This is a genomic window from Vibrio sp. KMM 9700, from assembly GCF_058545285.1.
The window spans coordinates 1,753,314-1,779,691 of sequence record NZ_CM178589.1; the positions used below are offsets into that span (position 1 = coordinate 1,753,314).

Consider the following 26,378-nt stretch of genomic DNA (forward strand, 5'->3'; position numbering starts at 1 on the left):
ATTCATTTTTCTATAGATGTACCAATAGTTTTTGTTATTAAAAAATGGGCATCAGTACTTAATAATTTGTATGAGTGGATCGTAGAGAAGCATGGTTTAGATATTGAATCCGGACAAAAATTAAATAATCAATTACTATTGATTGATGATGAAGCTGATTATGCATCAATTAATACTAAACATGAAAAAGGTGATATCACAGCAATTAATAATAATATAAGAAAGGTCCTATCTCTTTTTAATCGCTCAACATATATTGGTTATACAGCAACTCCATTTGCTAATATATTTATTGATCCTGAGGAGGACGATGTTGATATTGGTGATGACCTATTTCCTGCCGATTTTATGATTAGAATCCCTATTCCAGATAATTATGTTGGGCAAAAACATTTTTTCCAATCTGATGATGATACGAAAGAAGATCCTGTTGTTATAGTTGATGATAATGAAATTCTTCTACCGGCTAAAAGTAAGAAAAATACTCCTATTGGTATCATTCCTGAATCTTTAAAAGAAGCAATTCGATGCTACTTAATTACTGTTGCAGTTAGGTCTTTAAGAGGGGCTCCAAAATCACATAATACTATGTTAATTAACATGACTCATTTAACTATTCTACAAGACAAAATTGCTGAATTAGTTGAAGAGTATATGGATGAAATTCGAAATGCATCTGATTATGCTTTTGGTTATCCTTTAAATACTGCAGTGAAAAAAAGCAATATAGTTTCTGATTTACAAAATAGTTTTAATAAGTTTTATGAAATTAAAGAATCTTTTGACGATATTTACCCATTTTTAAAAAGAGCAATAGGTAAAACAAAGGTGTTTGCAGTACATGGTAAATCTAGTGAAAGTTTAGATTACTCTGCTTATAAGGCTAATGGTTTATCTGCAATAGTTGTCGGAGGTCACAAGCTTTCAAGGGGATTAACACTAGAAGGCTTAACTGTATCCTATTTTACTAGGAATTCCAAAACTTATGATACATTAATGCAGATGTGCCGTTGGTTTGGGTATAGGCCGGGATACAAAGATCTTTGTAAGTTATTTATAACATCAGAATCTTATGAATGGTACGAATTTATCTCGAATGCTATTGATGAACTTTACCTTGAACTTGGACAAATGTCAGAACAAAAGAAGACACCTGGTGAATTTGGATTGAAGGTAAGAGAGCATCCAGGTGCATTACTTATTACAGCAAAACAAAAAATGAATGCTTCTCAAAGTCACACTAGATCTTTAGATTTAGCAGGTAGAAGGTTGAGAAAATACGAATTTTATGTATCAGATGAAAATAATTTAAACAACTTATCTGCGACACAGAAATTAATAGATCGAATGTTTAATGAAGGTTTGAAGCGATATGAATCAAAAGATGGGTCTGTAATATTTTATGATGTTGAGCATGATTTTATCAAAAGTTTCATATCAAGTACTAACTTTGTAGAAGGTGAAGTTTCAGATGATTTGTTATTACAGTATATATCTAAAATAGAAAAATTAAATCTTCCAAAATTTACCGTTTGTATTAAAAATATTATTAGTGAAAGCTCACCTTGGTGGTTGAAATACCCAATCAATAAAGGTGATCCTAACTTACCAAGTATAATTGAACTAGATCCAAGACTACCTCAAGTAAAATTAGCAAAAAGGAGGTTAGTAAAATCAGTTAGTGGTAATACAATGTATTGGGAAAGACAAGAGATTGGCCACATTAATGATGAAAGATATTTTTTAAAAGATCCTGATAATATTAAAAATACAAGTAAATCTTTTCATCACATTAGAAATTTGGAACGAAATCAACCAGGTCTGATAATATATAACTTATCTATAGTTACACTGCCAAAAAATATTAAAAAAGGTGATGAAGCTATATTGTGTGTTCCTCATAAAGATCCAACTATTACTTATTCAATATCTTTTCCTATACATGAAAACTTAAAGGGTAAATCAAAAAGTGAGATAGATTTAATATATAAAAACACAAAGGTTTCTTATATGGTAAATAAAGTATGGAGATCTTTAAATGAGGGAATAGTTCTGGAGCCAGAAGAAGATGTTGAATAATTATAACGAATTTTTTAAAGATAACCCTTGGGAAGGGATTGAGAAAGGCTCTTACCCATTATCAGCTAGGCGTTTATATAAAGAAGATCCTAGGTTTTGGGTTTCAGTTAGTTCTGAAGGGGAGTTTTTATTTTTTGTTGAAGAATATGGTCATTTTGATTTAGATATTATAAATAAATTAGATTGCTTAGATGTTTATTTAGAACATACGGTAAAAAATACTCGACTGATCTGCACTCTCAAAGACAGTATAATGTTTGATAAGTTTCGAATAATATCTAAAGATATTGCACTATATTCATCTGGTTATAAAGGATTAAAATTACTACGTAATTTTATCTTTAGAATCTATTCTTGGAGTGAATTTTTAAAACCATCTAAATCTGGTTTAGGCTTTCGTGAGCTGATTGGTTTTTGGGGGGAGTTATTTATTTTCTATAACTATTTTTCTAAAGTTTTAGGGGTAAGGAATGCATTGATTGGATGGGTTGGACCAGATAATAAAAAGCAAGACTTTACTTTTAATAGTGTTTCATTTGAAATTAAAACATCAATAGTTGGTGATAATAATAATCTTAAGATTTCATCTGTTGAGCAACTTCAAAAGATCACGGATAAGCTTTACTTAATATCTTTTAGAATAAATGAAAGTATTGATTTATCAGGTTTAAACTTAGTTGAATTAGTCGATAGATGTACATCATTAATAGGTGAAAATGAATCATTGAAGAATAATTTTATACATAAGATATCTGAAAAATATGGTAAAGCAAATGATATTGAATTAAATAAAAAGTTTGTAGATATTAGTGTTGTCACTTATGAAGTATCAGATAGTTTTCCAAGAATTGTACCTAACAATCTACCTCATGATAAAATATTAAAAGTGAAATATATTATTGATGGGAGCTCACTAGAAAAGTTTAAAGTTTTAGAAGGTTTAGAGGAGATTATTTACAATGGAATCACTACAGAAGTTTAAGAGTAGTCTTATTAATGGAATTAAATTATCAGCAGAAAAAGATCTTTGTTTTGAAGAGGAGAAATTTTTTGATCTAATATCTGAACAAATTTCTGAAGCTGGTATCTTAGATAATATTGAGTATCGCTCATATAGAAATTCAAATAAATATATGAAGATTGACGGATACAGTTGGAATCCCCTTGAAAAGATACTGAGTGGTATTATCACAGATTACGAAGATAGTGAAGATATTCAAACTATAAATAAAACTGATTTAGTAAAATTAGGTAATAATGTCTCTAGATTTATTGAAAAAATTGATGATAAAAAATTTTTAGATTCACTAGAAGAGTCTACCGACAGAGTGACAGCTATCGATATGGGGACTAATTTATCAGATGTTTTAAAATTTAGGGTAGTTGTTCTTAGCACTAGGAAGTTAAGTGAGCGTGTCAAAAAAATTGAAATAGAGCCAATAAGAGGAAAACCTACATCAATTGAAGTATGGGATTTAGAGAGGCTAAAAACGCTAGATGAATCAGGAACAGAGAATGAACCCTTTTCGATAGATTTTATGAGTATTTGTAATGGGTTGAAAAATTTACCTGCTAATACTGAAGATGACACCTCTCTTACTTACTTATGTGTAATGCCAGGAAAGGTTTTAAGTGAAATATATGATGAGTTCGGACAGCGGTTACTCGAGGCAAATGTTAGGACTTTTTTAGATTTTCGTTCATCAGTAAATAATGGTATTAGAAGAGCATTACTTACTGAGCCGGAAAACTTTTTTGCGTACAATAATGGTTTAACATGTACCGCCACTAATGTTGAGTTTACTAATGTGGATGGGGTTCAAGTAATATCTAAGTTGGACAATCTACAAATTGTAAATGGAGGGCAGACAACTGCTTCTATATATTTTGCGCCAAGAGAAAAAGGCGGAATCGGGGATAAGCTTTATAAGAATATAGATTTAAGTAAAGTTTTTATTCAGATGAAACTTACAGTAATTCATGATGAAAGTAAAATTGAAAATCTTAAATCTCGAATAAGTCAATATGCGAATACTCAAAATGCTATTCAAAAATCTGATTTAGTTTCAAATCATCCATTTCATATCAATTTAGAAAAACTATCTCTTTCTTTTCCTATGCCGGCAGGGAAATCGGGTTTATCTACTAAATGGTTTTATGAGCGAGCCAGAGGTCAATATTCGACTAGAATAAGAGGATTGACTAAAGCCCAAAAAGATCGCTTCATGCTTGAATTCCCCAAAAATCAGAAGTTTTCTAAAACTGATATGGCTAAGTTTGAAAACACATGGAGAATGAAGCCATTTGAAGTAAAGAAAGGAGCACAAGCAAACTTAAAGTTATTTGGAGAAGTTATAGCAGAGGAATATGAACAGGATGAAACACAATTTAAGCATGCTTTTTATCGAGAGTTGATAGCAAAAGCAATATTATTCAAAAATGCAGATTCTACGATCTTTAAATCATCATGGTATAAGAATGAAAGTGGGTTTAAGGCTGAGGCAGTCACTTATACCCTATCATTTTTGAGGTACTTATTACTTAAACAAAATAAAGATATTAACTTGTCTAAAATATATACAAACCAAGGCATATCAGAAACTTTAGAAATCCAAATAGATACTTTAGGTAAATTTGTTAGAAATAAAATTCTAGATCCGTCATTTAGAAGTGGTAAGGGAAATCCATCTGAATTTTGTAAATCTATAAAGGGATGGGAAGCGTTTAAAGCTTTGCATTTTGATTTAGACCATCTTAATGCATCTGATGTCCTTAATCATTATGAGCTAAAAGAGAAAAAGGAAGATGATAAAAATTTAAATGAAGCAGGAGCACAAATTGAAGCGCAGACAGGAATTATGGATGTTAAGAAAGATGAATGGAAAGCTATAGCTGATTATTACAAGTCTCAAGGTTATCCATATAATCATAAAAATGTCTCTTTACCTGAAAAGTGTTACAAGATGCACTTTGGTGGTGGATTACCTTCAGAAAAACAAAGTATTGACGCGCTAAAAATACGACAAATAGCTTACGATGAAGGATTTGATTTTATTTGATTATTTTCTCTGCTATCCTTTATATTTAACTAGTGACTACTTATCTTATAAAATAAGTAGTCACTAGTTATGTATTTTTACAGGCTTAAATAACACTTAATAATTTAGATAAGAATATTAAAGTAAAAATACAAAGTACCATACTAGTACTTGGCCTAAGTTATCCACAAAAAATTATTAATGATAATAAATAATGAAAAATAAACTTAATAATCTTCCACAAGCTGAAGATTTGATTAAACCATTAGCATTAGAGCATGTACCAGATGGAAGTGACGTTGAAGCGATTATAGATCAATGGATTCATGCCATCGCTACCGATAGTGAATTCTACTGCAATCCGAATCTGAATGCTCCAGACGAATTAAAAATAAATATTTTAACACGACTGATAGGTCATGATTTTTATACAACAAGAGAGCAATTTTTTCATGAAGTCTTTGGGCATTTAAAAATAAAGCCAGCATTTTATTCTAAGTTTAGATTTATTGATCTGTTCGCTGGTATTGGGGGGCTAAGGCTTGGTTTTCAACAAAATGGTGGTGTTTGTGTTTTTTCTTCAGAGCTTGATAAGCATGCCAAACAAACTTACAAGCATAATCATGGAGAGTTGCCATTTGGCGATATAACAAGTATTTCTGCTAAAGAAATACCAGAACACGATATTTTATTAGCTGGTTTTCCTTGTCAACCATTTTCACATGCGGGGCTAAAATTAGGTATAGAGGATACAAGAGGGACTCTGTTTCACTATATCGCTAATATTTTAGAAACTAAAAAACCTAAGTTTGCTTTGCTTGAAAATGTAAAGGGATTAATTAGTCATGATAAAGGCCACACTTTAAGAGTGATACTAAAGACTCTGACTCAAATCGGGTATAGCTGCAATATTCCAAAAACTGTTATTGAGCACGGTACAACAAAAGAAATTCAAAGCTTAGCAAAAAAAATGGTTTTGAAATCGATAGATTTTGGCGTTCCTCAAAATAGGCAGCGAATTTATATTGTTCTTTGGATGGATGGCGAGTTGACTAACTTTGAATATCCAAAGCCAGTAGATTTTAAAACGAAAGTTGGGGATGTACTAGAGGAAAATCCTGATCCTAAATTGACCATATCAGATAGATTATGGGCAGGCCATCAACGTAGAAAAGTTGAAAATAAAAAAAATGGTAAGGGTTTTGGGTATAGTTTAGTTACTAAGGAGTCATCATATACAAATACGATTTCAGCAAGATACTATAAAGATGGTAGTGAAGTTTTGATTGAACAAGTTGGAAAAAATCCTAGAAAAATTAGCGCTAGAGAGGCCGCTAGATTGCAAGGTTTTCCTGATGAATTTGAGCCTAGTTCATCAAAGAATCAAGCTTATAAGCAATTTGGTAATAGTGTTACCGTCAATGTGGTTAGAGCTATAGCCCAAAGTATGGTCAAGAGTATCAAATGAGAGATGGTTACTTTTTCTCTATTATCAATAGCTGATATCCTATATAATAATGTATGTATATACAGTGCACTGTGTGCGTTAACTTTATGGTGTGTTTATTGGGTATTTTGAAATATAAAAAATACTAAAGTAAGGAATTTTGCGTGTATACCATATGAGAAGCAATTAGGTATCTAGATTCTCACCTTGCAGAGATTTGATTCACTCAAGTTTGATGTTAATGTACTGCTAAAAGAAATAAGTGCTGACAACAGTGATTACAGATAATCAGCTTTAATATATCAGACTGATAGTTCTGAAAGTAGTGAGTTACAAATTAAATTGTTAGTAAGCATTTGAAATATAAGCGAAAATCAATAGTAGTGAGTAATGAAAAGAAATAAATATTTAGTTGATTTGTTTTCGGGATGTGGCGGATTGTCATATGGCTTCGAAATGTCAGGTTTTGAGAGTATCGTCGGTGTTGACATTGATGCCCCTGCATTGAAAACATTTGCCCATAATCATCCTCATGCAAAAGCTTTACAATTAGATCTGTCAGAGTCAGAAAGTATAGAGAAGATCGTTGCTGAAATTGACGGACGTGAAGTTGACATTATTGTAGCAGGGCCTCCTTGCCAAGGCTTTTCACTAACGGGCACCAGAAATGAAAACGACAAAAGGAATAAGCTTTTTTATTCAGTTTTTCAGTTGGCAGAACGAATCAAGCCTAAATTTATTGTAATAGAGAATGTGCCAGGTATTGCAAACTTATATAAAGGCAGAGCAAGAAAAGCAATTTTAGATGAGTTTGAAAGATTAGGTTATTCTTCATCAGAAAAGTTAATTTATGCTCCTGATTATGGCGTGCCACAAATCAGGAAAAGGATGTTTTTTGTTGGTGTTTTAGGGAAAGAGAAGTTTGAATTTCCTGAACCTACTCATACTGAAAGTAATTATGTTACATGTGAAGAAGCTATTGGCGATCTTCCTACTTTAGAGTTTGAGCTCGGATGCGAAGCTACAGACTATTCAACATTGGCTAATAGCTCTTACCAAAATATGATGAGAGATGGCTCTAGTAAACTTTATAATCATGTTGGTACAAAACATAGTGATTTAGTTGTTTCAGTCATTCGACAAGTCCCAGAAGGTGGCAATCATAAAGACTTACCACCAGGAGTTGGCGACTCTAGAAAATTTAATGAAGCATGGACAAGATATCATAGTCAAAAGCCATCTAAAACTATAGATACCGGCCATCGAAATCATTTTCATTATAAATGGGACAGAGTTCCAACCGCTCGTGAAAATGCACGATTACAGTCATTTCCTGATAAGTTTCAATTTGTGGGACCTAAAACACAACAGTATAAGCAAATTGGAAATGCAGTACCTCCCTTGTTAGGCTTTGCGTTAGGTAATCAAATTCTAAAGATGAGTAAAAAATAAATGTTAAGTACAATAGAATTGTTTGCTGGTTGTGGTGGGCTTACTGATGGTTTCAAACAATCACATAAGTTTGAAATAAAAGCAGCTGTAGAGTGGGATAAAAATGCAGCGTTAACATTACGTAATAGGCTGAAAAGTAAGTGGGGTTACCAAGATGCAGATTCTAGAGTGCTTCATTTCGATATCCAAAGAACAGATGAGCTTATTTACGGTTATGAAAATGATAATGAATATGGTAGCTCGATAGGCTTAGAAAAACTAGTTGAAGATCAGAGTGTTGATATTGTTATTGGTGGGCCTCCTTGCCAAGCGTATTCTGTCGCAGGAAGAATTCGTGATAAAAATGGTATGCATGATGATTACAGAAATTTTTTATTTGAATCATATATTAAAGTTGTAAAACATTTTCAACCAAAAGCTTGCATTTTTGAAAATGTACAAGGTATGTTGAGTGCTGCTCCGGGAGGCACTTCTATAGTAGAGAGGGTTACTCAAGCATTTGATGAGGCTGGCTATTATATCTCTGCAAACTTGAGAGAAGATGCTCTTTTTGATACATCTAGTTTTGAGGTACCTCAAAAGCGATTGCGAGTTATTATTGTGGCGATTAGAAAAACTGAATATCCTGATTATAAGGAAAAGGTTTCGAGTTTTTATAGGACTCTAAATTTACTAAAAAGCGATGAAGTTAAAACAGTTGAAGATGCAATTTCTAATCTACCTAAACTGTACCCACTACCGACAGCAGAAAAAAGAATATCACATGCTTATATAGGATCACATTACGAGGTAAAAAACCATATTCCTCGTTATCATAATCAACGCGATATTGATATTTTTAAACTATTAGCTGAAGATATTAAAAGTGGCAATAATAAATATATTCAAAGTGATGAATTAAAAAAATTGTACACTGAGAAAACAGGAAAGACTTCATCTGTTCATAAGTATCATGTTTTACGTCTCGATCGACCGAGTAACACTATTCCTGCACATTTGTATAAAGATGGTTTAAGGCATATACACCCAGATCCAAGTCAAGCTAGATCTATAACAGTAAGAGAAGCCGCAAGAATCCAAACATTTGATGATGACTTTGAGTTTTGTGGATCGCAAGGTGCCAATTATAAAATGATTGGAAATGCTGTGCCTCCATTATTTGCTAAGAAAATAGCAGATGCTTTAAATAGTATATTGAATTAAAGGTTTTTAAATGTCTGAATTAGTTTGGATTCACCGGTTTAATGGAAATGAATTAGGATTGAGAAAAGCAGGTGGTTTCTGTTTAGTTCCTGTCGATGCGAGAGTTATTTTTTTTCCTGAGTGGGACTTTAATCGTAACCCTGAGATCAGTGAGAAAATAAAACTCAATTTTCTAGAGAAAGGTGAAACTGCAGAGTTAACTTATGGTAAGCCACCTTCGAAGAGTGAGCATAGGCTTTCACTCACTGGAGTACTAAAGGAATATATTGGAGAGGAAGGCTCTGGCGCCATTATTCAACCTGGCCATATTGGTTGCTTTTTCAGAAAAGAGAATGAGATATTTTTATCAATTGCGGAAGCAAATAGCGCTTATGGTGAGTTATTAGATATGTTTCCTGCAAAAGGTAAGCACAACAATTTAGTTACTCAAGTTATTATCGATAAAAATTCGAATCAAAACAATGTAATAAATGTAATAACGCCCTGTTCAACTCTCCCTAAACCCTTCCTCCTTTTGGCTGGCATTTCAGGTACAGGTAAAACACGTTTTGTTCGTGAGCAGGCAAAAGCCACTAACAACTTTAACGAAACCTACTGTTTAACCTCAGTTCGTCCAGACTGGCATGAACCAAGTGACCTATTAGGTTATATTTCACGACTTTCAAATGATGGTAAAGCTGAATACATCACTACAGATGTCTTGCAGTTTATCGCGAAAGCATGGCGAGGCATTTTTGATAATGGTTTAACAATCGAAGAGCAAGACATAAACGGACAAGGTAAAAGCATGGTCGTTTCTGGAGAGAGAGACAATCTTAACCAAGTCCTACCTTACTGGCTCTGTTTAGATGAAATGAACCTTGCCCCTGTTGAGCAATACTTCTCTGATTACTTATCAGTCTTAGAAACTCGTGATTGGTGTTGGGATAATAAGACCTTTACCTATACTTGTGATGCATTATTAAAGCCGGCGACAATTAACGAAGTTGGGGATAATACCAAGTTACGTAATGACTTAGGCTTTGCTGATTCTAACTATGATGAATTGTGGCAGTTAATCTGTAAATACGGTTTAGCGATTCCATTTAATCTTATTGTTGCCGGTACGGTGAATATGGATGAAACCACCCATGGTTTTTCTCGCAAAGTGATTGACCGAGCGCTGAGCTTTGATTTTGGAGCGTTTTTTCCAAATGACTATGATCAGTTTTTTGCTCCAAGCACGCGTAACAAACATTTATCTTACCCAAGTTTATCCCAAGTAACCAAAGCCGATCTTGCTTCAACATGTGACTCTGATGGCTCACAAAGTATCGCATTTTTAACCGCGGTGAATTCAGTGTTGAAACATACGCCTTTTGAACTAGCCTATCGTGCATTAAATGAATTATTGCTTTCGGTTGTCACGACTAATCCACAAGATGACCTTACTCTAAAAGCTGTATGGGATGACTTTATGATGTGTAAAGTTCTGCCGCGTATAGAAGGGGATACGGATAAACTCACCAAAGCCGATGGTGGGGAAATCTTATCTGAGCTTAGCAATGTTTTAGCCGTACAGTTAGCGCCCATATGGGATGCGGATGAAAACGATGAAACTGATGAGACGAATGCTCGCCCAGATCTGTATCGAGAAAAAGAAGCGCCAGAAGATGCAACTGATAAACAAAAAGTGCTACGCATTGCATGTCGCTCAAACGAGAAACTAACATGGATGCAGCAGCGTCTTGCTAGCGCCACCTTCACCAGTTTTTGGCCTTAAACAATTAGCTTCAAGGAGGGTGAGCGCATGCCAGAATTATTAAGGCTAAAAACAGACGAATTTTTATTTACCGTCAAAGCAGCATCGATTGAAGACCGAAGCCGAACCTTAAATAAAACGTTAGTTATTCGCCAATTTACTCATTCTAATGTTTTTGTAAGAGTTGCTCCTGCAATAAAACTTAGCGAGCAACCACGAGGTTTTGTCGATGGTTCATGCTCATTTTTGAATGCAGTAGAGGACCTTAACCACACAGAACAGGTCAATTTAGACTTCCCTATTTTTTTTGAGAACACACTGTATCAAGTAGAGTGGATTTTTCTTAAAAAAGTACAATGGGCGAGCTTAAATCACCGCTCTAAGACTATTTGTGATGCATTTATATTTAATCCCAGTGAAGACTGCTTAAATGCACGTTTAACCGGCATCATTAATACCGGTAATGATGTGGGTTGGTTGCGTTTGCCACTCACGTTTGAGCTTAATGGCAAAACACAGACTCAGCACATAGCCTTTGAAGTGCTGCCAACCAAAATGGCACTGCACCAAGACTTGCCCGCCATGTACCAAGCAATTGATAAGGTTTACCCCCTTTGGCGCTTTAGTTTGGTAGCAAAAACTGAACAAGACGTAGCGACTAGCCAGCAACGTGGGCATTTTCCACTCATGTGGTTGGCTAATTTTGCCGCGTTAAGGGACCGCTTTGAACAAGGCTTAAAAGTGATTTGTGCCGCTCCGCATAACCGTTTGCAACCGACTGTTGCCAATATCAAAGCGGCCAAATTAAAAGGCCGTTTGCCGCATAAGTTAGCGGAGCAAGTCAAGCAAGACTTTGCTAATGGCCAGTACGATAAGCGCTATGCGGTTGAAAAAAAACAATTGAGTGTGGATACCCCAGAAAATCGCTTTATCAAAATGGCGGTGAGTAAAAGCAAACGGCAATTAGTGGAGTTTGAACAAAAGCTTAGACAAAGTAACCAAGCGCCAGAGCGGCAACGGTTGTCGGATTCATTTTTAAATGAGCTACATAGTTGGCAACAACCGCTGCAAAAAGTGTTAGGTCAGAGTTTTTTAAAAGAGGTTGGTACATACACAGGGTTAAACCGCGAGTCGTTAGTGTTACAGCAAAAAACTGGATATAGCTCAGTATATAAGGTCTGGCAAGAGTTGAAGTTTTATCTAGATGTATTTGGCAATCAGTCGACTATTTCGATGAAGTCAGTCGCTGAAATTTATGAAATCTGGTGTTTTTTATGTTTAAAGCAGATTTTAGAGCAGGATCTTGGCTTTGAATTAGTGGAAAATGGTGCGGCAGAGTTAAAACTAAATAATTTTTTTGAGTACAGTTTTAAAGAAGATGGTTTGAGAGACGCGTTTCATTTTAAACGTAGCGATGGCATTACTGCAAGGCTAATGCACGAGCCTGTATTCAAAAAGGACGATTTAATACGGTCGTATATAGTTAAACATATACCGGATATTGTATTGGAAGTGACATTGCCTAAAAATCCAAGTCCAGACACATTAGAAGATAAGCCGTTTATTTGGCTTTTTGATGCCAAGTATCGAATCAAAACAGATAAAAGCCGCTTTGATGATACGAGTGAAGATATTGAAAAGACCGATTATGTACCAAATGATGCGATTAACCAGATGCATCGCTATCGTGATGCCCTTATCCGTTTATCAAAGCCTAGCAATGGTCAAGCTGCGAAGAAAAGCCGCCCTGTATTTGGAGCCTTTGCTTTATATCCTGGTTATTTTGATCAAGAGAACCAGCCGAATCCGTATGCAGAGGCAATTGATGAGATTGGAATTGGCGCCTTTGCTTTGCTTCCAAGTCAGAGCCAAAGTGGCTTTTGTGGACATCAATGGTTATTAGATTTTCTTGAGTCACAAATCGGGAAGAATAATAGCACTAATAACTCACCTGATAGCATGGCAGAAAGGCTTTATGTGCAAGAGTCTGCGCGAATCCCTTATGGCGCTATGCATCAAGTTTTGTATCCTGATCTCACCATGACGGCAGCGCTTGGTGGCAGGCAAGGGCGAAATTCAAGTTATTTTGATAAGTTTGAAGATGGTAGTGCGCAATATTATCACATGCCTCAAGCAACTTTTTTGGATAAATTTAAGCAACATGTTGTGGAAGAAATTCGTTATTTAGCTTTGGCTACAACATCAGCTATGCAGCCTGCAACCAAGCAGATAGATAAAATCTGGCCGGTTAAGCATGTGCAGTTATTACCTCGTGACTTAATCACGCAGGAGCAATCCGGCATGCAGTCAACAAGTAAGGATCTCTATTATCTATTTGAGCTAGGTAAGCCTCTTACACTACAAGAGCCTGTTACCAATGTTCCGCACAGGCCAATGCGAAATTCAATGAAATTGACCACTTTAGGGCATTTAGAGAGTACGTTAGTGTTTGTTAATTTAGACGTTGTTTATGAAGAAGCGATTTGTTGAATCGAGGAAGATTAGTCTTGCAGTGATAACAAAATGAAATGACTAGAAATCCGATTGTTTATCAGCCTATAAAAATAAGCCGAGATAGGATTTTCTAGTCATTTCTAGTTAAACCTTATTCAATGTTCTGGATCTGCTCACGCATCTGCTCAATCAAAACTTTCAGCTCAACGCCAGATGCCGTGATGTCAGTACTGATAGATTTTGAAGCTAAGGTGTTTGATTCACGGTTAAACTCTTGCATCATAAAGTCCAAGCGACGGCCACATGCGCCACCTTTTTTCAAGATTGCTTTGGCTTCTTTCACGTGTGAATCTAAACGATCAAGCTCTTCCGCGACATCTGATTTTTGCGCTAATAAAATAAGCTCTTGCTCAACGCGAGATGGGTCAAGTTCAACTTTTGCATCTTCAAACTTAGTAAATAGACGCTCACGTTGCCAGTCTAAAATCTCAGGCATACGCGCGCGAACTTTCACAACTTCATCCGTAATAGCATCAAGACGCGTATCGATCAGCGCCTTCATGTTTTCACCTTCATTGGCACGCGCTTCAATAAATGCACTAAGGGCTTCTTCAAATCCAGCAAGGACATCTTGATTAATCGCATCCATATCTTGCTCAGGTGCTTCCATAACGCCCGGCCATTGCATCACTTGAAATGGGTTGATACGAGATTCATCACCACTTAAAGTCATGATTTGTTTTGCCGAAGCAATCACTTGTTTAGCGAGATCTTCATTCATGTTCAGTGCATTGCTTGCCGCCGTGTTAGCTTCAAAGCGAAGGTTACATTCAACCTTACCGCGCGCGAGGGATTTTTTAAAACGCTCACGCAGCTTTGCTTCTAGGCCTCGGAATTGCTCCGGCATACGGAAATAAGTCTCTAAATAACGTTGGTTTACACTGCGAATTTCCCATACCGCATTGCCCCAATCTTTTTTGATTTCTTGGCGTGCATAGCCAGTCATACTATAAATCATGTTTCAATCTCTATATTGAATAAAATTAGGCTCATCTTAACATGTTAGCTATTGGCGATCATTAAAACCCTAGGCATCGCAGCTTATTTCATCTATAATTTTGCGCAATTTATCTGAGTTAATCTCAATCAAAGCCTAGGAGCCAAGATGACTTCAACTACTCGTCCAAATGATCGCGCACTTGATGCGGTTCGCCCAATTAAAATTACGCGTCAGTATACAAACTATGCAGAAGGTTCTGTATTAGTTGAGTTCGGCAATACTAAGGTTTTATGTAACGCTAGCGTTGAAGAAAAAGTTCCTGGTTGGTTAAAAGGCCAAGGCAAAGGTTGGGTAACGGCTGAATATGGCATGTTGCCACGCGCCACTCATACGCGTAACCGCCGTGAAGCTGCATCGGGTAAGCAAGGCGGCCGTACGATGGAAATCCAACGCTTGATCGCACGTAGCCTGCGCGCAGTTGTTGATCTAAAAGTGCTTGGCGAGATCATGATCACCGTTGATTGTGATGTGATTCAAGCAGATGGCGGCACACGTACTGCTTCTATCTCAGGTGCAAGTGTTGCGCTGCATGATGCAATTCAAGGTTTACTTGATAGCGGTAAGCTGAAAAAGAACCCACTTAAAGGCCATGTCGCTGCTGTTTCGGTTGGTATTTTAAATGGTACTGCAATTTGCGATCTTGAATATGTTGAAGATAGCGCAGCCGATACCGACATGAACGTGGTGATGACAGAAGAAGGCGCAATGATTGAAGTACAAGGCACGGCAGAGGGCGAAACTTTCTCGCGTGCAGAGCTTAATCAGTTGCTTGATCTGGCTGAAAAGGGCATTGGCGATATTGTCGCAGCTCAGAAGGCGGCATTAAGCGAATAGTTATGTTATGGCTCCTAAATTTAGGGGCTATTTTTTTATTCGTATACCCTTCATATTTGAAGCTACAGCTGTGTTAACTGCGCTGCTTCGCCCGAATCACATATTACAATATGCTCATCGGGTCTCATCGCTTGTTGCCTTACTGTAACTTCAACTATTTTGGCTATACAAGGAAGATTGAGTCTAGGGCTCACTAGAATTGAAAACTAAAGAGGCAGAAATGAAACAATACCAACGTGAATTTATTGAATTTGCTTTAGAAAAAGAAGTCCTAAAGTTTGGTGAATTCACTTTAAAATCCGGTCGTAAAAGCCCTTACTTCTTTAATGCTGGTTTATTTAATACCGGCCGTGATTTAGCCCGCTTAGGCCGCTTTTACGCGCAAGCCCTTGTTGATTCAGGCATTTCATATGATGTATTGTTTGGCCCTGCTTACAAAGGTATTCCAATTGCTACCACAACCGCAGTTGCTTTAGCTGATAGTCATGATGTGGATACGCCATATTGCTTTAACCGCAAAGAAGCCAAAGATCACGGCGAAGGTGGCAACCTTGTTGGTAGTCCTCTTGAAGGCTGCATCATGCTGGTGGACGATGTGATCACAGCAGGAACGGCGATTCGTGAATCCATGCAAATCATCCAAGCCAATGGCGCTGATCTTGCTGGTGTACTGGTTGCAATCGATCGCCAAGAAAAAGGCAAAGGCGAGCTTTCAGCCATTCAAGAAGTTGAACGTGATTTTGGTTGTGCAGTGATTTCTATCATTGGCTTAACTGACCTTATCACTTATTTAGAAGAGAAAGGCGATAACCCAGAGCAGCTTGAGTCAGTAAAAGCTTATCGCGCTGAGTTTGGTATCTAATCCAGTGAGCATCTGAATAAGTTGTAAACTTCACTTAAAAAAGTGTAAATAATTATATACACATTAAAAAGTAGCAGTTTAGCGGTGTTTTTTGCCTCTAATGCTACTTTTTGTTGTTTTTGTAGGCTCGATTTTTACGAAAAAAGTGTTAGGGTAAGAATAACTTTACACTTTAGCTCAAACGGTTTGAGTTTTTTCATTTTTAAGTAGGATATATGAGTCGATCAAAAGTTTTAGGAAGTACCTTGATCATTGCCGGCACCACCATAGGGGCAGGGATGCTTGCATTGCCGATTGCATCTGCCGGGCTAGGTTTTGTCACCTCACTTGTCATCATGCTTGGTATGTGGTTACTTATGGCCTATACCGCATTATTAATGCTTGAAGTGCATCAACATGCTGATCCGAGCGCAACCTTGCACACGCTTGCTAAACAGTTTTTAGGTGAAAAAGGCAAGTTAGTCGCAACCTTTGCGATGCTGTTCCTTTTTTATGCACTATGCGCCGCTTACATCGCAGGTGGTGGCCCGCAATTTAATGCCAAATTACAAACTTGGTTTAACTTGGATGTGAATGCAAGTATTGGCACCTTGATCTTTACTTTAATTATTGCCGCGATTGTGACCTTTGGGACAGGCTCGGTAGATAAAGTAAACCGCGTACTTTTTACCTGTAAATTGATTGCTCTCGCTGCTTTGCTTTTCTTCTTGACGCCAAATGTTGAGATTGTAAACCTTGAAGCGACGCCACTTAGCAGCACGCTTATCATTGCAGCGCTGCCTGTTATCTTCACTTCTTTTGGTTTTCACGGCAGTATCCCAGCGGTTGTCCGCTACCTAGATTTAGATGTTAAATCGCTACGTAAAGTGCTGTTTTGGGGATCTTTATTACCATTAGTTGTTTATATCTTATGGCAACTAGCAAGCCTTGGGATTGTCAACCAAGCGGATTTATCACAAGCAAGTGATGTTAAAGGCTTAGTTGATGTGATGGGCGCAAAAATTGACAATAATGGTATCGCGCAAATTGTTTCTGTGTTTGCTGATTTAGCCCTAGTGACCTCATTTTTGGGTGTGAGTCTAGGTTTGTTTGAATTTTTAGGTGATATTTCTAAGAAAAATAACAAGTTATCAGATCGCGCTATGGTCGCTTTAGTGACTTTCCTACCACCGCTAGGCTTCGCAATTTTCTACCCTCAAGGCTTTATCATGGCGCTTGGTTTTGCGGCTATCGCATTGGCCGTGCTAGCGATTCTATTGCCCGTGGCTATGGTGCTAAAAGTGCGTAAAGAAGCGACGGCTGAGCATTATCAAGTACGTGGCGGTAAGCTAGGCTTAATGCTTGCGCTAATTTGTGGTGTGGTCATCATTGTAGTTCAGTTGTTAATTGCAGCGGGTGCATTGCCTGCTATCGGCTAACTCTCGTCATCTTGTTGCCTTGCTGCAAGACCAATAAATTTGAGCCGCTATAAAGATAAAAGCGAAGCACTGGAGTTTCTAGTTGCTTCGCTTTTTTATATCCAGGCTTGAGTTTTATTTTTGCGATTTTTTCATTTCTTCTCGAAGCCATAAATCAGCGTAACGCGTAAAGGTGGTTTGTGCGCTTAAAATCGCGAGCAATAAGCCACGCTTGCCATCCAAAAAGCCTTTCTTTAGTAAATACATCTTAATAAATCGTGCAATCCCATGACCAATAGCGCCAAGCAAAGAGGACTTTTTCTTACCTTCCCTTTGATCCGCCCAAGCCTGCATATATTGCTGAGTTTTAAGTACATGTTGCGGGATAGAGCTGACGGTCTCATGGAGTAAATCACCATCTAAAAGCTCGGTTTTAATGCCTTTCGGAACCACCACAGATTCATGCACTAACGCATCATTATATTGAGTCAGCTTTCTTGGATAAAGACGAGTGATTTTATCTGGATACCAGCCACTATGGCGAATATATTGACCAAAAGCGCGCGAGAGACGGTTAACTTGATAACAAGTCTTGTGCTCTGCGTCTTTTGCTATCGCTTCTAAAATTGAAGCTTTTAGTTGCTCTGAAACCATTTCATCACTATCGAGCGCAAACACCCAATCAGTGCTCATTTTCTCTTGCGCAGCAATGCGTTGTGGGCCAAAGCCAAGCCAATCTTGATGATAAATTTTGGCATTAAAATTTTGCGCAATGGTTAAGGTTTGATCGCTGCTGCCTGAGTCTAAGATGACGATTTCATCGACCCAACTCGAGACAGAATTTAAAGCGGCTTCAAGGTATTGCTCGGCATTTTTGGTGATCATCAAGACGCCGATGCTAGGTTTGCTTTGACTCATTTATTCTTTCCCAAACGTTTTTGATCAAGGATATCGAATATATCTATCACTTCTTGGATGCTAATAGTATCCATTACCTCTCCTTTGACGCGTGTCGCCCAAGGCAGTTGCTCTGCGGTTTTACCATGTTGAGCTAAGACAAGTTGATCGTAAGCATTGGCAACGTATTCCATGCTGTTATAAGGGCCTGTACGCTTTGGGTTACTATGCGCATATAAACCAATCACAGGTGTGCCTTGAGTAGTTGCCATATGCGCAGGGCCTGAATCTGGGGCAAGAACAATATCTGCACGTTTCAATAGAGCAAGTAGCTGTTTTAAATTTGTTTTTCCAACGAGATTGTGAACTTTAAGCGCTTGCTTAGTTTTATTCTCAGAGGTTTCATTTTCCGATAAAGTGTTAAGTGATCCTAAAATAGCGTCGGCAAGTTTAATCTCGCGCTCACTTGGCGAGCCGCAAAGTACAACTTGATAGCCTTTATTTAAAGCGTAGTGCGCAAGCTGCGCGTAGCGTTCGGTGAGCCAGTTGCGCTCATCTTTACTTGCGGCAGGGCTGATGACTAGCATTGGCGCGTCATCGGGTAAGGTTTGAGTTACCCATTCAAATGCAGATTCGGGAATGGGCATCTGCCAGTGTGGCGCTTGTTTGGGCACGCCAAGATATTCAGCGAAGCTTAAAAAGCTATCAAGCACATGCACTGACGTTGTATCGTGAATTTTTTTATTGGTGAAAAGCCATTGGCCTTCTTTCGCGCGAGATTTATGAAAACCAACTTTATAACGCGCTTTGATGCCGAGAGTGAGCAAACTTGCTCGAAGCGCTAGCTGCATGTGAACCAAGGCATCAAACTGACGTCCTTTAAGTTGTTGCCAGACGTCTTGATAAGCTGCTTTGCCTTGCTTCTTATCAAACACAATCAATTCAATGCCTTCGATACCTTCTAACATGCTGGCTTCTATCTTGCTGATAATCCAAGTAATTTTAGTTTCAGGCCAGTGGCGCTGAACGGCTTGGATGCTCGCAACCGCATGGCAAACATCACCAATTGCGGAAAGGCGTAAAAAACAAATCGACTGAGGTGCATGATTAAAAAGTGGCATCTGGGTTGGCATAACTTAGCTCTCTAAATGGCAATGTTTTGAATTATACTCAAGTTCGTCGATTTTGGGTATAATAACTAAAACCCCTTAACTCTGATGAACTCCTATGAAGACAATAATCATGAAAAAACACCAACTTTGCTTTGATTCTGAGCTGATCTCAGAGGAAGTGGCTAAACAATGTTTTGAAATTGATTATTGGGAAAATATCGATGCTGTTGTCGGTAGTGCGCAAGGTCGTGGCACAACTTGGTTTGTTGATCTTGCTCGTGCAATGAAGCAAGATGCGCAACAAAGCGAGCTTAAACATGCAGCGCTGCGTCATTATCGACGTGGTGGGTTATTCGGAAAAATCGTTAAAGATCATTACCTTTTTACGTCTTGGGAGCAAACCAGAAGCCTGCAAGAGTTTAATTTGTTGACTCATTTAGCCAAGGCCGGAGTGAATGTACCAAGGCCGATAGCAGCCCAAGCTAAAAAGCTAAACTTTTGTTATCAAGCGGATATCCTGACGCAAAAAATACCTAATGCACGCGATTTAGTCGCTATCTTGCAAGAAGATACTTTATCAAAAGATGCTTATGTGAATATAGGTAAAGAAGTACGCAAATTGCATGATGCCTATGTCAATCACACGGATTTAAATATTCATAATATTTTATTGGATGAGTCTGGAAAGGTGTGGATCATTGATTTTGATAAGTGCCATTTTGAGCAGGAGCAAAATAAACCTAGCCCGTGGCAAGCGAAAAACTTAGCAAGGTTAAAACGCTCATTCGTAAAAGAAGTGAACAAGCGTCAAATCAAATGGCAAGAATCAAGTGACTGGCAAGCTTTACTCGACGGTTATTATCTCTAAAGTTCGTTCAATCGCACCTTGATTTTCTTCAACAACTTTTAGCGCTGCGTCACCTGCTCGTTTCATTTCTTGTTTATCATGAAAAAGGGCAATCAAGGCTTCGGCAATCTCAATTGGCTCTTCCACAATTTGCACAGCATTCGCCGCTTTAAGCATTTTTGTGATATCCACAAAGTTATAATAACTAGGGCCAGTAAGTAGCGGTTTTGCGAGTGCGGCAGGCTCAAGCAAATTATGCCCACCAACTTTATCACCAATTAAACTTCCGCCCATAAAGCAAATATCTGCCGCTTGAATCAACAAAGGCATTTCACCCATGGTATCAGCAAGATAAACTTGGGTCGCAATTTGTGGCGCTTTAGGATCGTAATCCTCTGAATCTACTTTATATTTAGCAGGTTGCGTTCGACGAGTCGCACTTAAATTATGCGATAAAATCTTACCATAAACATCGTCAAAACGTTCAGGGTGGCGCGGCACTAAAATCAGCAGCGCATCTGGATCATGACGTAAGAGTTTTTGATGAGCGCGTAAAAGCAGTTCATCTTCGCCTTCGTGAGTACTTGCTGCAATCCATACCGGTCGCGAGCAGCCCAAATCTTGGCGCAATATATTCCCTTGCGCTTTGAGACTGGCATCAATTTCAATTTCAAACTTCAAGCTGCCTGTTGTAGCCACTTTTGATTCATCTAAACCAAGTTCAATAAAACGATCGGCATCCGCTTGATATTGGCATAAAACTTGGGTTAAGCCTTCGGTTAGCCAATGAAAAATAGGCAGAATTTTTTGATATTTTTGCTTAGAACGCTCAGATAAGCGAGCATTGATCACGCGAATCGGGATCCCAGCTTTCGCCACATGGTGAATGGTGTTTGGCCAGAGCTCAGTTTCCATGATAAGTAGTTGCTGTGGTTTGATTTTCTTAATAAACCCACGTACTGCAAACTTAAAATCAAGTGGCATATAGCGATGTACAACTAAAGGATCACGAGTTAGTTTTTCAGCTTGTTTGGCGCCTGTAGGCGTCGTCGTCGTGAGAACAATCGGCGTGTTTGGATATTGCTGACGTAGCTTTTTAACTAACGGCGTAATAGAAATGGTTTCACCAACAGAAACAGAATGCAGCCAAACTGGCGCACTGAGGCTTGTGTTTGTGGTGATTTCTTTGGGAAAAGTAAGCGCAGGGGTTTTGCCAAAATGCTCTTTCCAACGCTTGCCAACACTCGGCTTGCCGGGTTTTTTCTTATATAAACCAATGAGTAAAAAAGGCGCTGCGACAAAAAGAAGTAAGGAATAAAAAAAGCGTAATAACATTTCAGCCCAACTTTAACTCAAAAGCTTTCTTAAATAAAAGCACTAACCAACTTGATGCAAAGGAATAACATTTTCTTCGCGTTTTCGTGCGATGCGCTTCATGGCCGAGAAAACTTGGTCTGGCATTAGCAGCGTCATGCAGTTCATGTGAGTATAAGGACAAGTGCGTCTAAAGCAAGGGCGGCATGCAATATCTGTATGAAGAATTTCAACTGTGTCTGCAAGTGGCGGTGTGTAGTCAGGAGACGTTGAACCATAAATGCCGATGACTGCGCTGCCAACAGAGGCGGCAATATGCATTAATCCTGAGTCATTGCTGACAACTGTATGGCAACATGCGAGTAAATCAACAGCTTCAATCAGGCTAGTGCGGCCGGTTAGATTGGCTACATATACTTGTTTATCTTCATCAATATAATTAATGATTTTTTGCGCGATACTGGTGTCGTTTTGTGAGCCAAAAATCCAAACTTGCTCACCGCGGTTAATCATCTCAGTCGCAACGCGTGCGTAATGGATAGCCGGCCATTGTTTGGCTGGACCAAACTCAGCGCCAGGGCATAAGCCAACGATAGGTCTATCTTTATTGAGGCCATGTTCTTTTAGGCTTGCACGCTGTGCGATTTCATCCACGCGTAAACTTGGCTTAGGCAAATTTTCAAGGCCGCCTAGCATCTGTGCATTTAACGCCTTAGTTTTTGGGTGGGCAAGCGCGACATAACGCTCTGCCATATATTGGAATTTTTTCTTATTATTGCGAACATCGGTCAATAAACCAAAGCGCATTTCACCACGCCAACCAACACGTTTTGGGATATTTGCAAAGATAGGAATAAGAGCAGATTTTGCTGAGTTAGGTAAGATATAAGCGCAATCATAGCCTTTATCTTTTAAGGATAAACCTAAATTTCTACGAGCAAAGAGATTAAATTCACCGTGGCCGAGTGGCATTTCAATTGCTTGATTGACTTCAGGCATGCGCTCCAATACTGGCTTACACCAAGCTGGTGCCATGACATCTATGCTAGCATTGGGCATTTGCGCTTTTAATGCTTTGTAAAGGCATTGCGACATCACCATATCGCCAACCCAAGATGGGCCTATGATTAAAATTTTATTCATAATCTGCACTTGGTTCGTCCATGAAACTAAGTAAATAGAGGGCTAAAATCTGTTAACCCGTGTTAAAAGTCGTCAGTATTAATACATCATTACTTTGACATATGCGGCCTTTAGTCATGCCATTAAAAGCGAGTAAAAAATATTAATCAAAAACGTGTTATTGATCTCATAATAGCATGGAATCGACTAGAAACCATATTGAAAGTGAAAATTAACATGCTATTAACCATTAATTTTTATAGTGTTTTGTTTCAGGGTGCAAAAGGTGGGTGTTTATATGGTTTTTCTTAGAAATTCGCCTTGAAAATTTCAACTTTTATGCATCTATCGGCTTGTTGATTTGATATTAATCGCGCTTATGTTTCTATTGGTTTTATATAAATTTAAAATAAATCAAATCTGTATCATCTCTGTGATATTTGTTTCGGGGTTTTCCTTTGCACACCTAGCAATTATAGGTAAAATAAGGCTTTATTTGTTTATTTTTAAGGTCGTTATGAAAATTTTAGTCTGTGCATCCTACCTTCATGCTTGGAATAGTATTCGCCCTGAAGCTGAAATTTTTGTTGAGCTTGCGCGTCTTGGTCATGAAATTACGATTATGACTCAAGGTGAGTCAAGTTATGTTCCGCGCCTTAAAGAGTCCGGCATCAAAGTGATAGATTGCTATCCAAAAAGTAAGATTTGTATGGATACGATTAAACGTATTCGTAGCGAACTTAAAAATGGTTATGACATCTGTTATGCCTTTAATTCAAAAACAATTCCGAATGCAGCCTTTGCGTGTATTGGTTTAGATGTCAAACTTATTGCTTATCGCGGCACGACTGGCGGAATATATCGCCATGATCCAAGTGCTTATCTCACCATGCTGCATCCAAGAATCGATGGCATAGTGTGTGTTTCTGAGGCCGTTCGTCAAAGTCTGCTGCCTGTACTGCTGAAAAATAAAGATACCACGGTGACCATATATAAAGGTCAAAATGTCGATTGGTATCAAGTTGAGCCAACACCGCGTGAAGAGCTTGATTTGAAAGACTCGGATATCATCTTATTTTGCGCAGCGCACGTTCGCCCAAGCAAAGGTATTTCAATTTTGCTTGAAGCGACTCATCTGATTGAAAATCCAGATGTTCATTTAGTTTTAGCTGGGCATGGTTTTGAGCCGCATTTTGATGAAATGAAGCAAAGCCCAATGGCTGATCGCATTCACTTTATTGGCCACAGGCAAGATGTGCCAAATTTAATGTGCATGGCAGATATTCAAGTTCAGCCGTCGATTAGCGGTGAAGGTTTGCCGCGTACAATTATTGAAGCGATGGCCAATGCAACCCCATCAATTGTCACGACCACAGGTGGTTCGCCTGAGTTAGTGGAAGATGGAAAAACTGGTTATATTGTGCCGGTAAAAGATTCTAAGGCTTTAGCTCAAGCCATTAATAAGCTTGCAACCAATAAACAAGCTTGTGTTGAGATGGGCGCCGCAGCACAAGAGCGACTCGATCAGCATTTTAGTTCGCAAGTCACAGTTAAAAAACATCTGGAATTTTTTAATCAACTTTTAGCAAACAAGGTTTAAATTATGCGTACTTTATCCGCTCTCATTATTTGTAAAAACGAAGAAGATAGAATCAAACCTTGTTTTGAATCATTGAAAGGTTTTGCAGATGAAATTATTGTCTTTGATTCAGGAAGCACAGATCAGACTGTTGAAATTGCAAAAGCTTATACAGACAAAATTTGGATTACGGAAGATTGGCCAGGTGATGGTTTTCAAAAAGCGCGCGCATTAGAAAAATGTACTTGTGACTGGGTACTGATTATCGATGCAGATGAATATTTAGATCAGGATATGAAAGATGAAATCACTCGTCAGTTATCTAAGCCTGATCTTGAAGAAGTTGCATTTAAATTGCCTTGGGGAAACCTGATTTTAGGCAAACAAATGAGACATGGCCGCTCATCACGTGCGCCAAAACGTTTATTTAAACGTGAGGGTGCTTCAATCACTAAAGTTGTTGTCCATGCGCATGTTGAAACCAAAGGGAAAGTATCAACACTTAAAAAAGGCTTCCTAATGCATAATTCTTTGCGTGGTTTTGATCATTTAATGCAGAAAAACCGTGAATATGCATGGCAGACGACACGTAAATATTTTAATAATAAAAAGCCAAGCTTAGGCGTACCACTCGCTATACTTCGTGCGATTTGGACTTTTTTCTTGATTTATATTATCCGTTTAGGATTTTTAGATGGAAACCGTGGTCTATTGATTGCGGCAATGTTTGCACAATCATCTTTTAATAAATATGCAGGTCTTTGGTATTTAGAACAAGAGCAAAAATTAAAGCAAACTCAAGAATCAGATGGTAAGTTAAATTCAGGGAAACAAGAGTGACAGATTGCACGAATAAGCGCTATTTAATGTATATAGCCCAAAACTACTCCTACGCTATGTTGCGTCCATTACAGGAAAAAATCCTAGCTTTGGGTGGTGAGGTTGCTTGGTTTTTAGAAGGTGATGAGGTCAGTGATAAGTTTTTACGCTCAGACGAACATCAACTTATGACTATACCAGACGTACAAAAATGGTGCCCAGATGTAGTATTTGTGCCAGGAAATATGGTACCTAGTTTTATCCCCGGCTTAAAAGTGGATCTGTTTCATGGGTTTAACGCGGGGAAAATTAACCGACGTGGTCGAGAAGGGCACTTTGAAATTCGTGATTGCTTCGATTTATATTGCACTCAAGGACCAGGAACAACAGGCCGCTTTAAACAGCTTGCTGCTGAACATGGCTTTTTTGAGGTAGTGCAGACAGGATGGGCAACCTTAGATCCTTTGTTTAATGAAAAAGATAAATCTCAAACCCCATATAGAGATGAAACTGACCCGCGTCCAACAGTTTTGTTTTGTTCGACTTTTTCACACGGTTTAACTTGTGCGCCTATAGTCTTTGAAGAAATTAAACGTATGACTCGTTCACATAACGGGGAAAAGTCTCAATGGCGTTGGCTCGTGCAGTTTCACCCTAAAATGAACCCTGAAACTGTTGAGCAATATAAAGCGATACAAAATGAAAATTTAACCTTTGTTGAAACTGATAATGTTATTCCGCTTTTACAAGCTGCGGATGTCATGTTGTGTGACACATCTTCAATTTTATTAATGTTTTTGCTTCAGCAAAGGCCTGTGGTGACGTTTAGAAACAATAACCCACGTCCGCACTTATTAAATGTTCAAGAAGTCGCTGACATAGAGCCGAATATCGAACTTGCATTAAAATATCCGAAAGATTATATGCAAGAAGTTCAAAAGTTTTGCGATACGCTCCACCCATATAGTGATGGGCAATCTAGTCTACGAGTTATTGAAGCTGCAAATGATTTGCTTGAGCGGGGCTTATCTCACTTAAAGCCTAAACCAAGAAACTGGTTTAGAAATTTTAAAGCGAGACGAGTTTTGGGATATTGGAAATTTTAGTATAAAAGGTTATTA

Annotated in this window: 20 protein-coding genes; 15 read left to right on the forward strand and 5 right to left on the reverse strand. The window is 38.1% G+C overall.

What is annotated here, in order from left to right; genetic code table 11:
* Window positions 1-66 precede the first annotated feature (66 nt).
* The 8 genes from AC2VOY_RS07825 to AC2VOY_RS07860 all read left to right on the forward strand — a co-directional run bounded on the left by AC2VOY_RS07825 (window position 67) and on the right by AC2VOY_RS07860 (window position 13,450).
* Window positions 67-2,079 carry a Z1 domain-containing protein gene (locus AC2VOY_RS07825; RefSeq protein ID WP_491830762.1) on the forward strand — a complete coding sequence of 671 codons (2,013 nt, stop codon included), beginning with the start codon at window positions 67-69 and terminating at the stop codon, window positions 2,077-2,079.
* Window positions 2,069-3,061, forward strand: a complete 993-nt coding sequence (locus tag AC2VOY_RS07830; protein ID WP_491830763.1) for a PD-(D/E)XK motif protein — start codon at window positions 2,069-2,071, stop codon at window positions 3,059-3,061. The genes AC2VOY_RS07825 and AC2VOY_RS07830 overlap by 11 nt, the downstream gene beginning before the upstream one ends.
* Window positions 3,039-5,138, forward strand: coding sequence for an AIPR family protein (locus AC2VOY_RS07835; RefSeq protein ID WP_491830764.1), 2,100 nt, complete (start codon window positions 3,039-3,041; stop codon window positions 5,136-5,138). Before AC2VOY_RS07830 ends, AC2VOY_RS07835 begins: the two co-directional genes overlap by 23 nt.
* Window positions 5,139-5,331: 193 nt before the next feature.
* The gene (locus tag AC2VOY_RS07840; RefSeq protein WP_491830765.1) at window positions 5,332-6,585 is read left to right on the forward strand and encodes a DNA cytosine methyltransferase; all 1,254 of its coding nucleotides are present in this window, start codon (window positions 5,332-5,334) and stop codon (window positions 6,583-6,585) included.
* Window positions 6,586-6,954: 369 nt separating this feature from the next.
* Window positions 6,955-8,016: a DNA cytosine methyltransferase gene (locus AC2VOY_RS07845; protein ID WP_491830766.1), complete on the forward strand. Its 1,062-nt coding sequence runs from the start codon at window positions 6,955-6,957 to the stop codon at window positions 8,014-8,016.
* Complete coding sequence (locus AC2VOY_RS07850) at window positions 8,017-9,219, forward strand: DNA cytosine methyltransferase (protein ID WP_491830767.1); 1,203 nt, start codon at window positions 8,017-8,019, stop codon at window positions 9,217-9,219.
* Window positions 9,220-9,229: 10 nt separating this feature from the next.
* A complete protein-coding gene (locus AC2VOY_RS07855) occupies window positions 9,230-10,981 on the forward strand; it encodes an McrB family protein (RefSeq protein ID WP_491830768.1) in 1,752 nt (583 codons plus the stop codon).
* Between the two features lie 27 nt (window positions 10,982-11,008).
* On the forward strand, window positions 11,009-13,450 hold the full coding sequence (locus AC2VOY_RS07860) for a DUF2357 domain-containing protein (RefSeq protein WP_491830769.1): 2,442 nt from the start codon (window positions 11,009-11,011) through the stop codon (window positions 13,448-13,450).
* Between the two features lie 115 nt (window positions 13,451-13,565).
* Here AC2VOY_RS07860 and AC2VOY_RS07865 read toward each other — a convergent pair whose 3' ends face one another.
* Entirely contained in the window at window positions 13,566-14,432 is an 867-nt protein-coding gene (locus AC2VOY_RS07865) for a YicC/YloC family endoribonuclease (protein ID WP_491830770.1), read from the reverse strand.
* 147 nt (window positions 14,433-14,579) lie between these two features.
* Between AC2VOY_RS07865 and rph the strand changes: the two genes are divergently transcribed.
* The 3 genes from rph (at window position 14,580) to AC2VOY_RS07880 (ending at window position 17,588) form a co-directional block, all read left to right on the forward strand.
* A complete protein-coding gene (rph, locus tag AC2VOY_RS07870; RefSeq protein WP_491830771.1) occupies window positions 14,580-15,308 on the forward strand; it encodes a ribonuclease PH in 729 nt (242 codons plus the stop codon).
* A gap of 220 nt (window positions 15,309-15,528) precedes the next feature.
* A complete protein-coding gene (pyrE, locus tag AC2VOY_RS07875) occupies window positions 15,529-16,170 on the forward strand; it encodes an orotate phosphoribosyltransferase (protein WP_491830772.1) in 642 nt (213 codons plus the stop codon).
* A gap of 215 nt (window positions 16,171-16,385) precedes the next feature.
* The gene (locus AC2VOY_RS07880) at window positions 16,386-17,588 is read left to right on the forward strand and encodes an aromatic amino acid transport family protein (protein ID WP_491830774.1); all 1,203 of its coding nucleotides are present in this window, start codon (window positions 16,386-16,388) and stop codon (window positions 17,586-17,588) included.
* Window positions 17,589-17,702: 114 nt separating this feature from the next.
* Here the strand turns inward: AC2VOY_RS07880 and AC2VOY_RS07885 are convergent, their stop codons facing one another.
* Window positions 17,703-18,485 carry a glycosyltransferase family 2 protein gene (locus AC2VOY_RS07885; protein WP_491830775.1) on the reverse strand — a complete coding sequence of 261 codons (783 nt, stop codon included), beginning with the start codon at window positions 18,483-18,485 and terminating at the stop codon, window positions 17,703-17,705.
* The gene (locus AC2VOY_RS07890; protein WP_491833051.1) at window positions 18,482-19,585 is read right to left on the reverse strand and encodes a glycosyltransferase family 9 protein; all 1,104 of its coding nucleotides are present in this window, start codon (window positions 19,583-19,585) and stop codon (window positions 18,482-18,484) included. Before AC2VOY_RS07890 ends, AC2VOY_RS07885 begins: the two co-directional genes overlap by 4 nt.
* 106 nt (window positions 19,586-19,691) lie before the next feature.
* Here AC2VOY_RS07890 and AC2VOY_RS07895 point away from each other — a divergent pair, with 106 nt between their 5' ends.
* The gene (locus AC2VOY_RS07895) at window positions 19,692-20,444 is read left to right on the forward strand and encodes a 3-deoxy-D-manno-octulosonic acid kinase (RefSeq protein ID WP_491830776.1); all 753 of its coding nucleotides are present in this window, start codon (window positions 19,692-19,694) and stop codon (window positions 20,442-20,444) included.
* Here the strand turns inward: AC2VOY_RS07895 and waaA are convergent.
* Window positions 20,421-21,758 (reverse strand): lipid IV(A) 3-deoxy-D-manno-octulosonic acid transferase, encoded by a 1,338-nt coding sequence (waaA, locus tag AC2VOY_RS07900; RefSeq protein ID WP_491830777.1) that lies wholly within the window; start codon window positions 21,756-21,758, stop codon window positions 20,421-20,423. The genes AC2VOY_RS07895 and waaA overlap by 24 nt on opposite strands.
* Window positions 21,759-21,800: 42 nt before the next feature.
* Complete coding sequence (gene waaF / locus AC2VOY_RS07905; protein WP_491830778.1) at window positions 21,801-22,880, reverse strand: lipopolysaccharide heptosyltransferase II; 1,080 nt, start codon at window positions 22,878-22,880, stop codon at window positions 21,801-21,803.
* Between the two features lie 496 nt (window positions 22,881-23,376).
* Between waaF and AC2VOY_RS07910 the strand changes: the two genes are divergently transcribed.
* From AC2VOY_RS07910 to AC2VOY_RS07920, 3 genes are read left to right on the forward strand one after another with little or no spacing between them, the layout of a single operon-like run.
* Window positions 23,377-24,459 (forward strand): glycosyltransferase family 4 protein, encoded by a 1,083-nt coding sequence (locus AC2VOY_RS07910; RefSeq protein WP_491830779.1) that lies wholly within the window; start codon window positions 23,377-23,379, stop codon window positions 24,457-24,459.
* Between the two features lie 3 nt (window positions 24,460-24,462).
* A complete protein-coding gene (locus AC2VOY_RS07915) occupies window positions 24,463-25,278 on the forward strand; it encodes a glycosyltransferase family 2 protein (protein ID WP_491830780.1) in 816 nt (271 codons plus the stop codon).
* On the forward strand, window positions 25,275-26,363 hold the full coding sequence (locus AC2VOY_RS07920; protein ID WP_491830781.1) for a CDP-glycerol glycerophosphotransferase family protein: 1,089 nt from the start codon (window positions 25,275-25,277) through the stop codon (window positions 26,361-26,363). Before AC2VOY_RS07915 ends, AC2VOY_RS07920 begins: the two co-directional genes overlap by 4 nt.
* Window positions 26,364-26,378 lie beyond the last annotated feature (15 nt).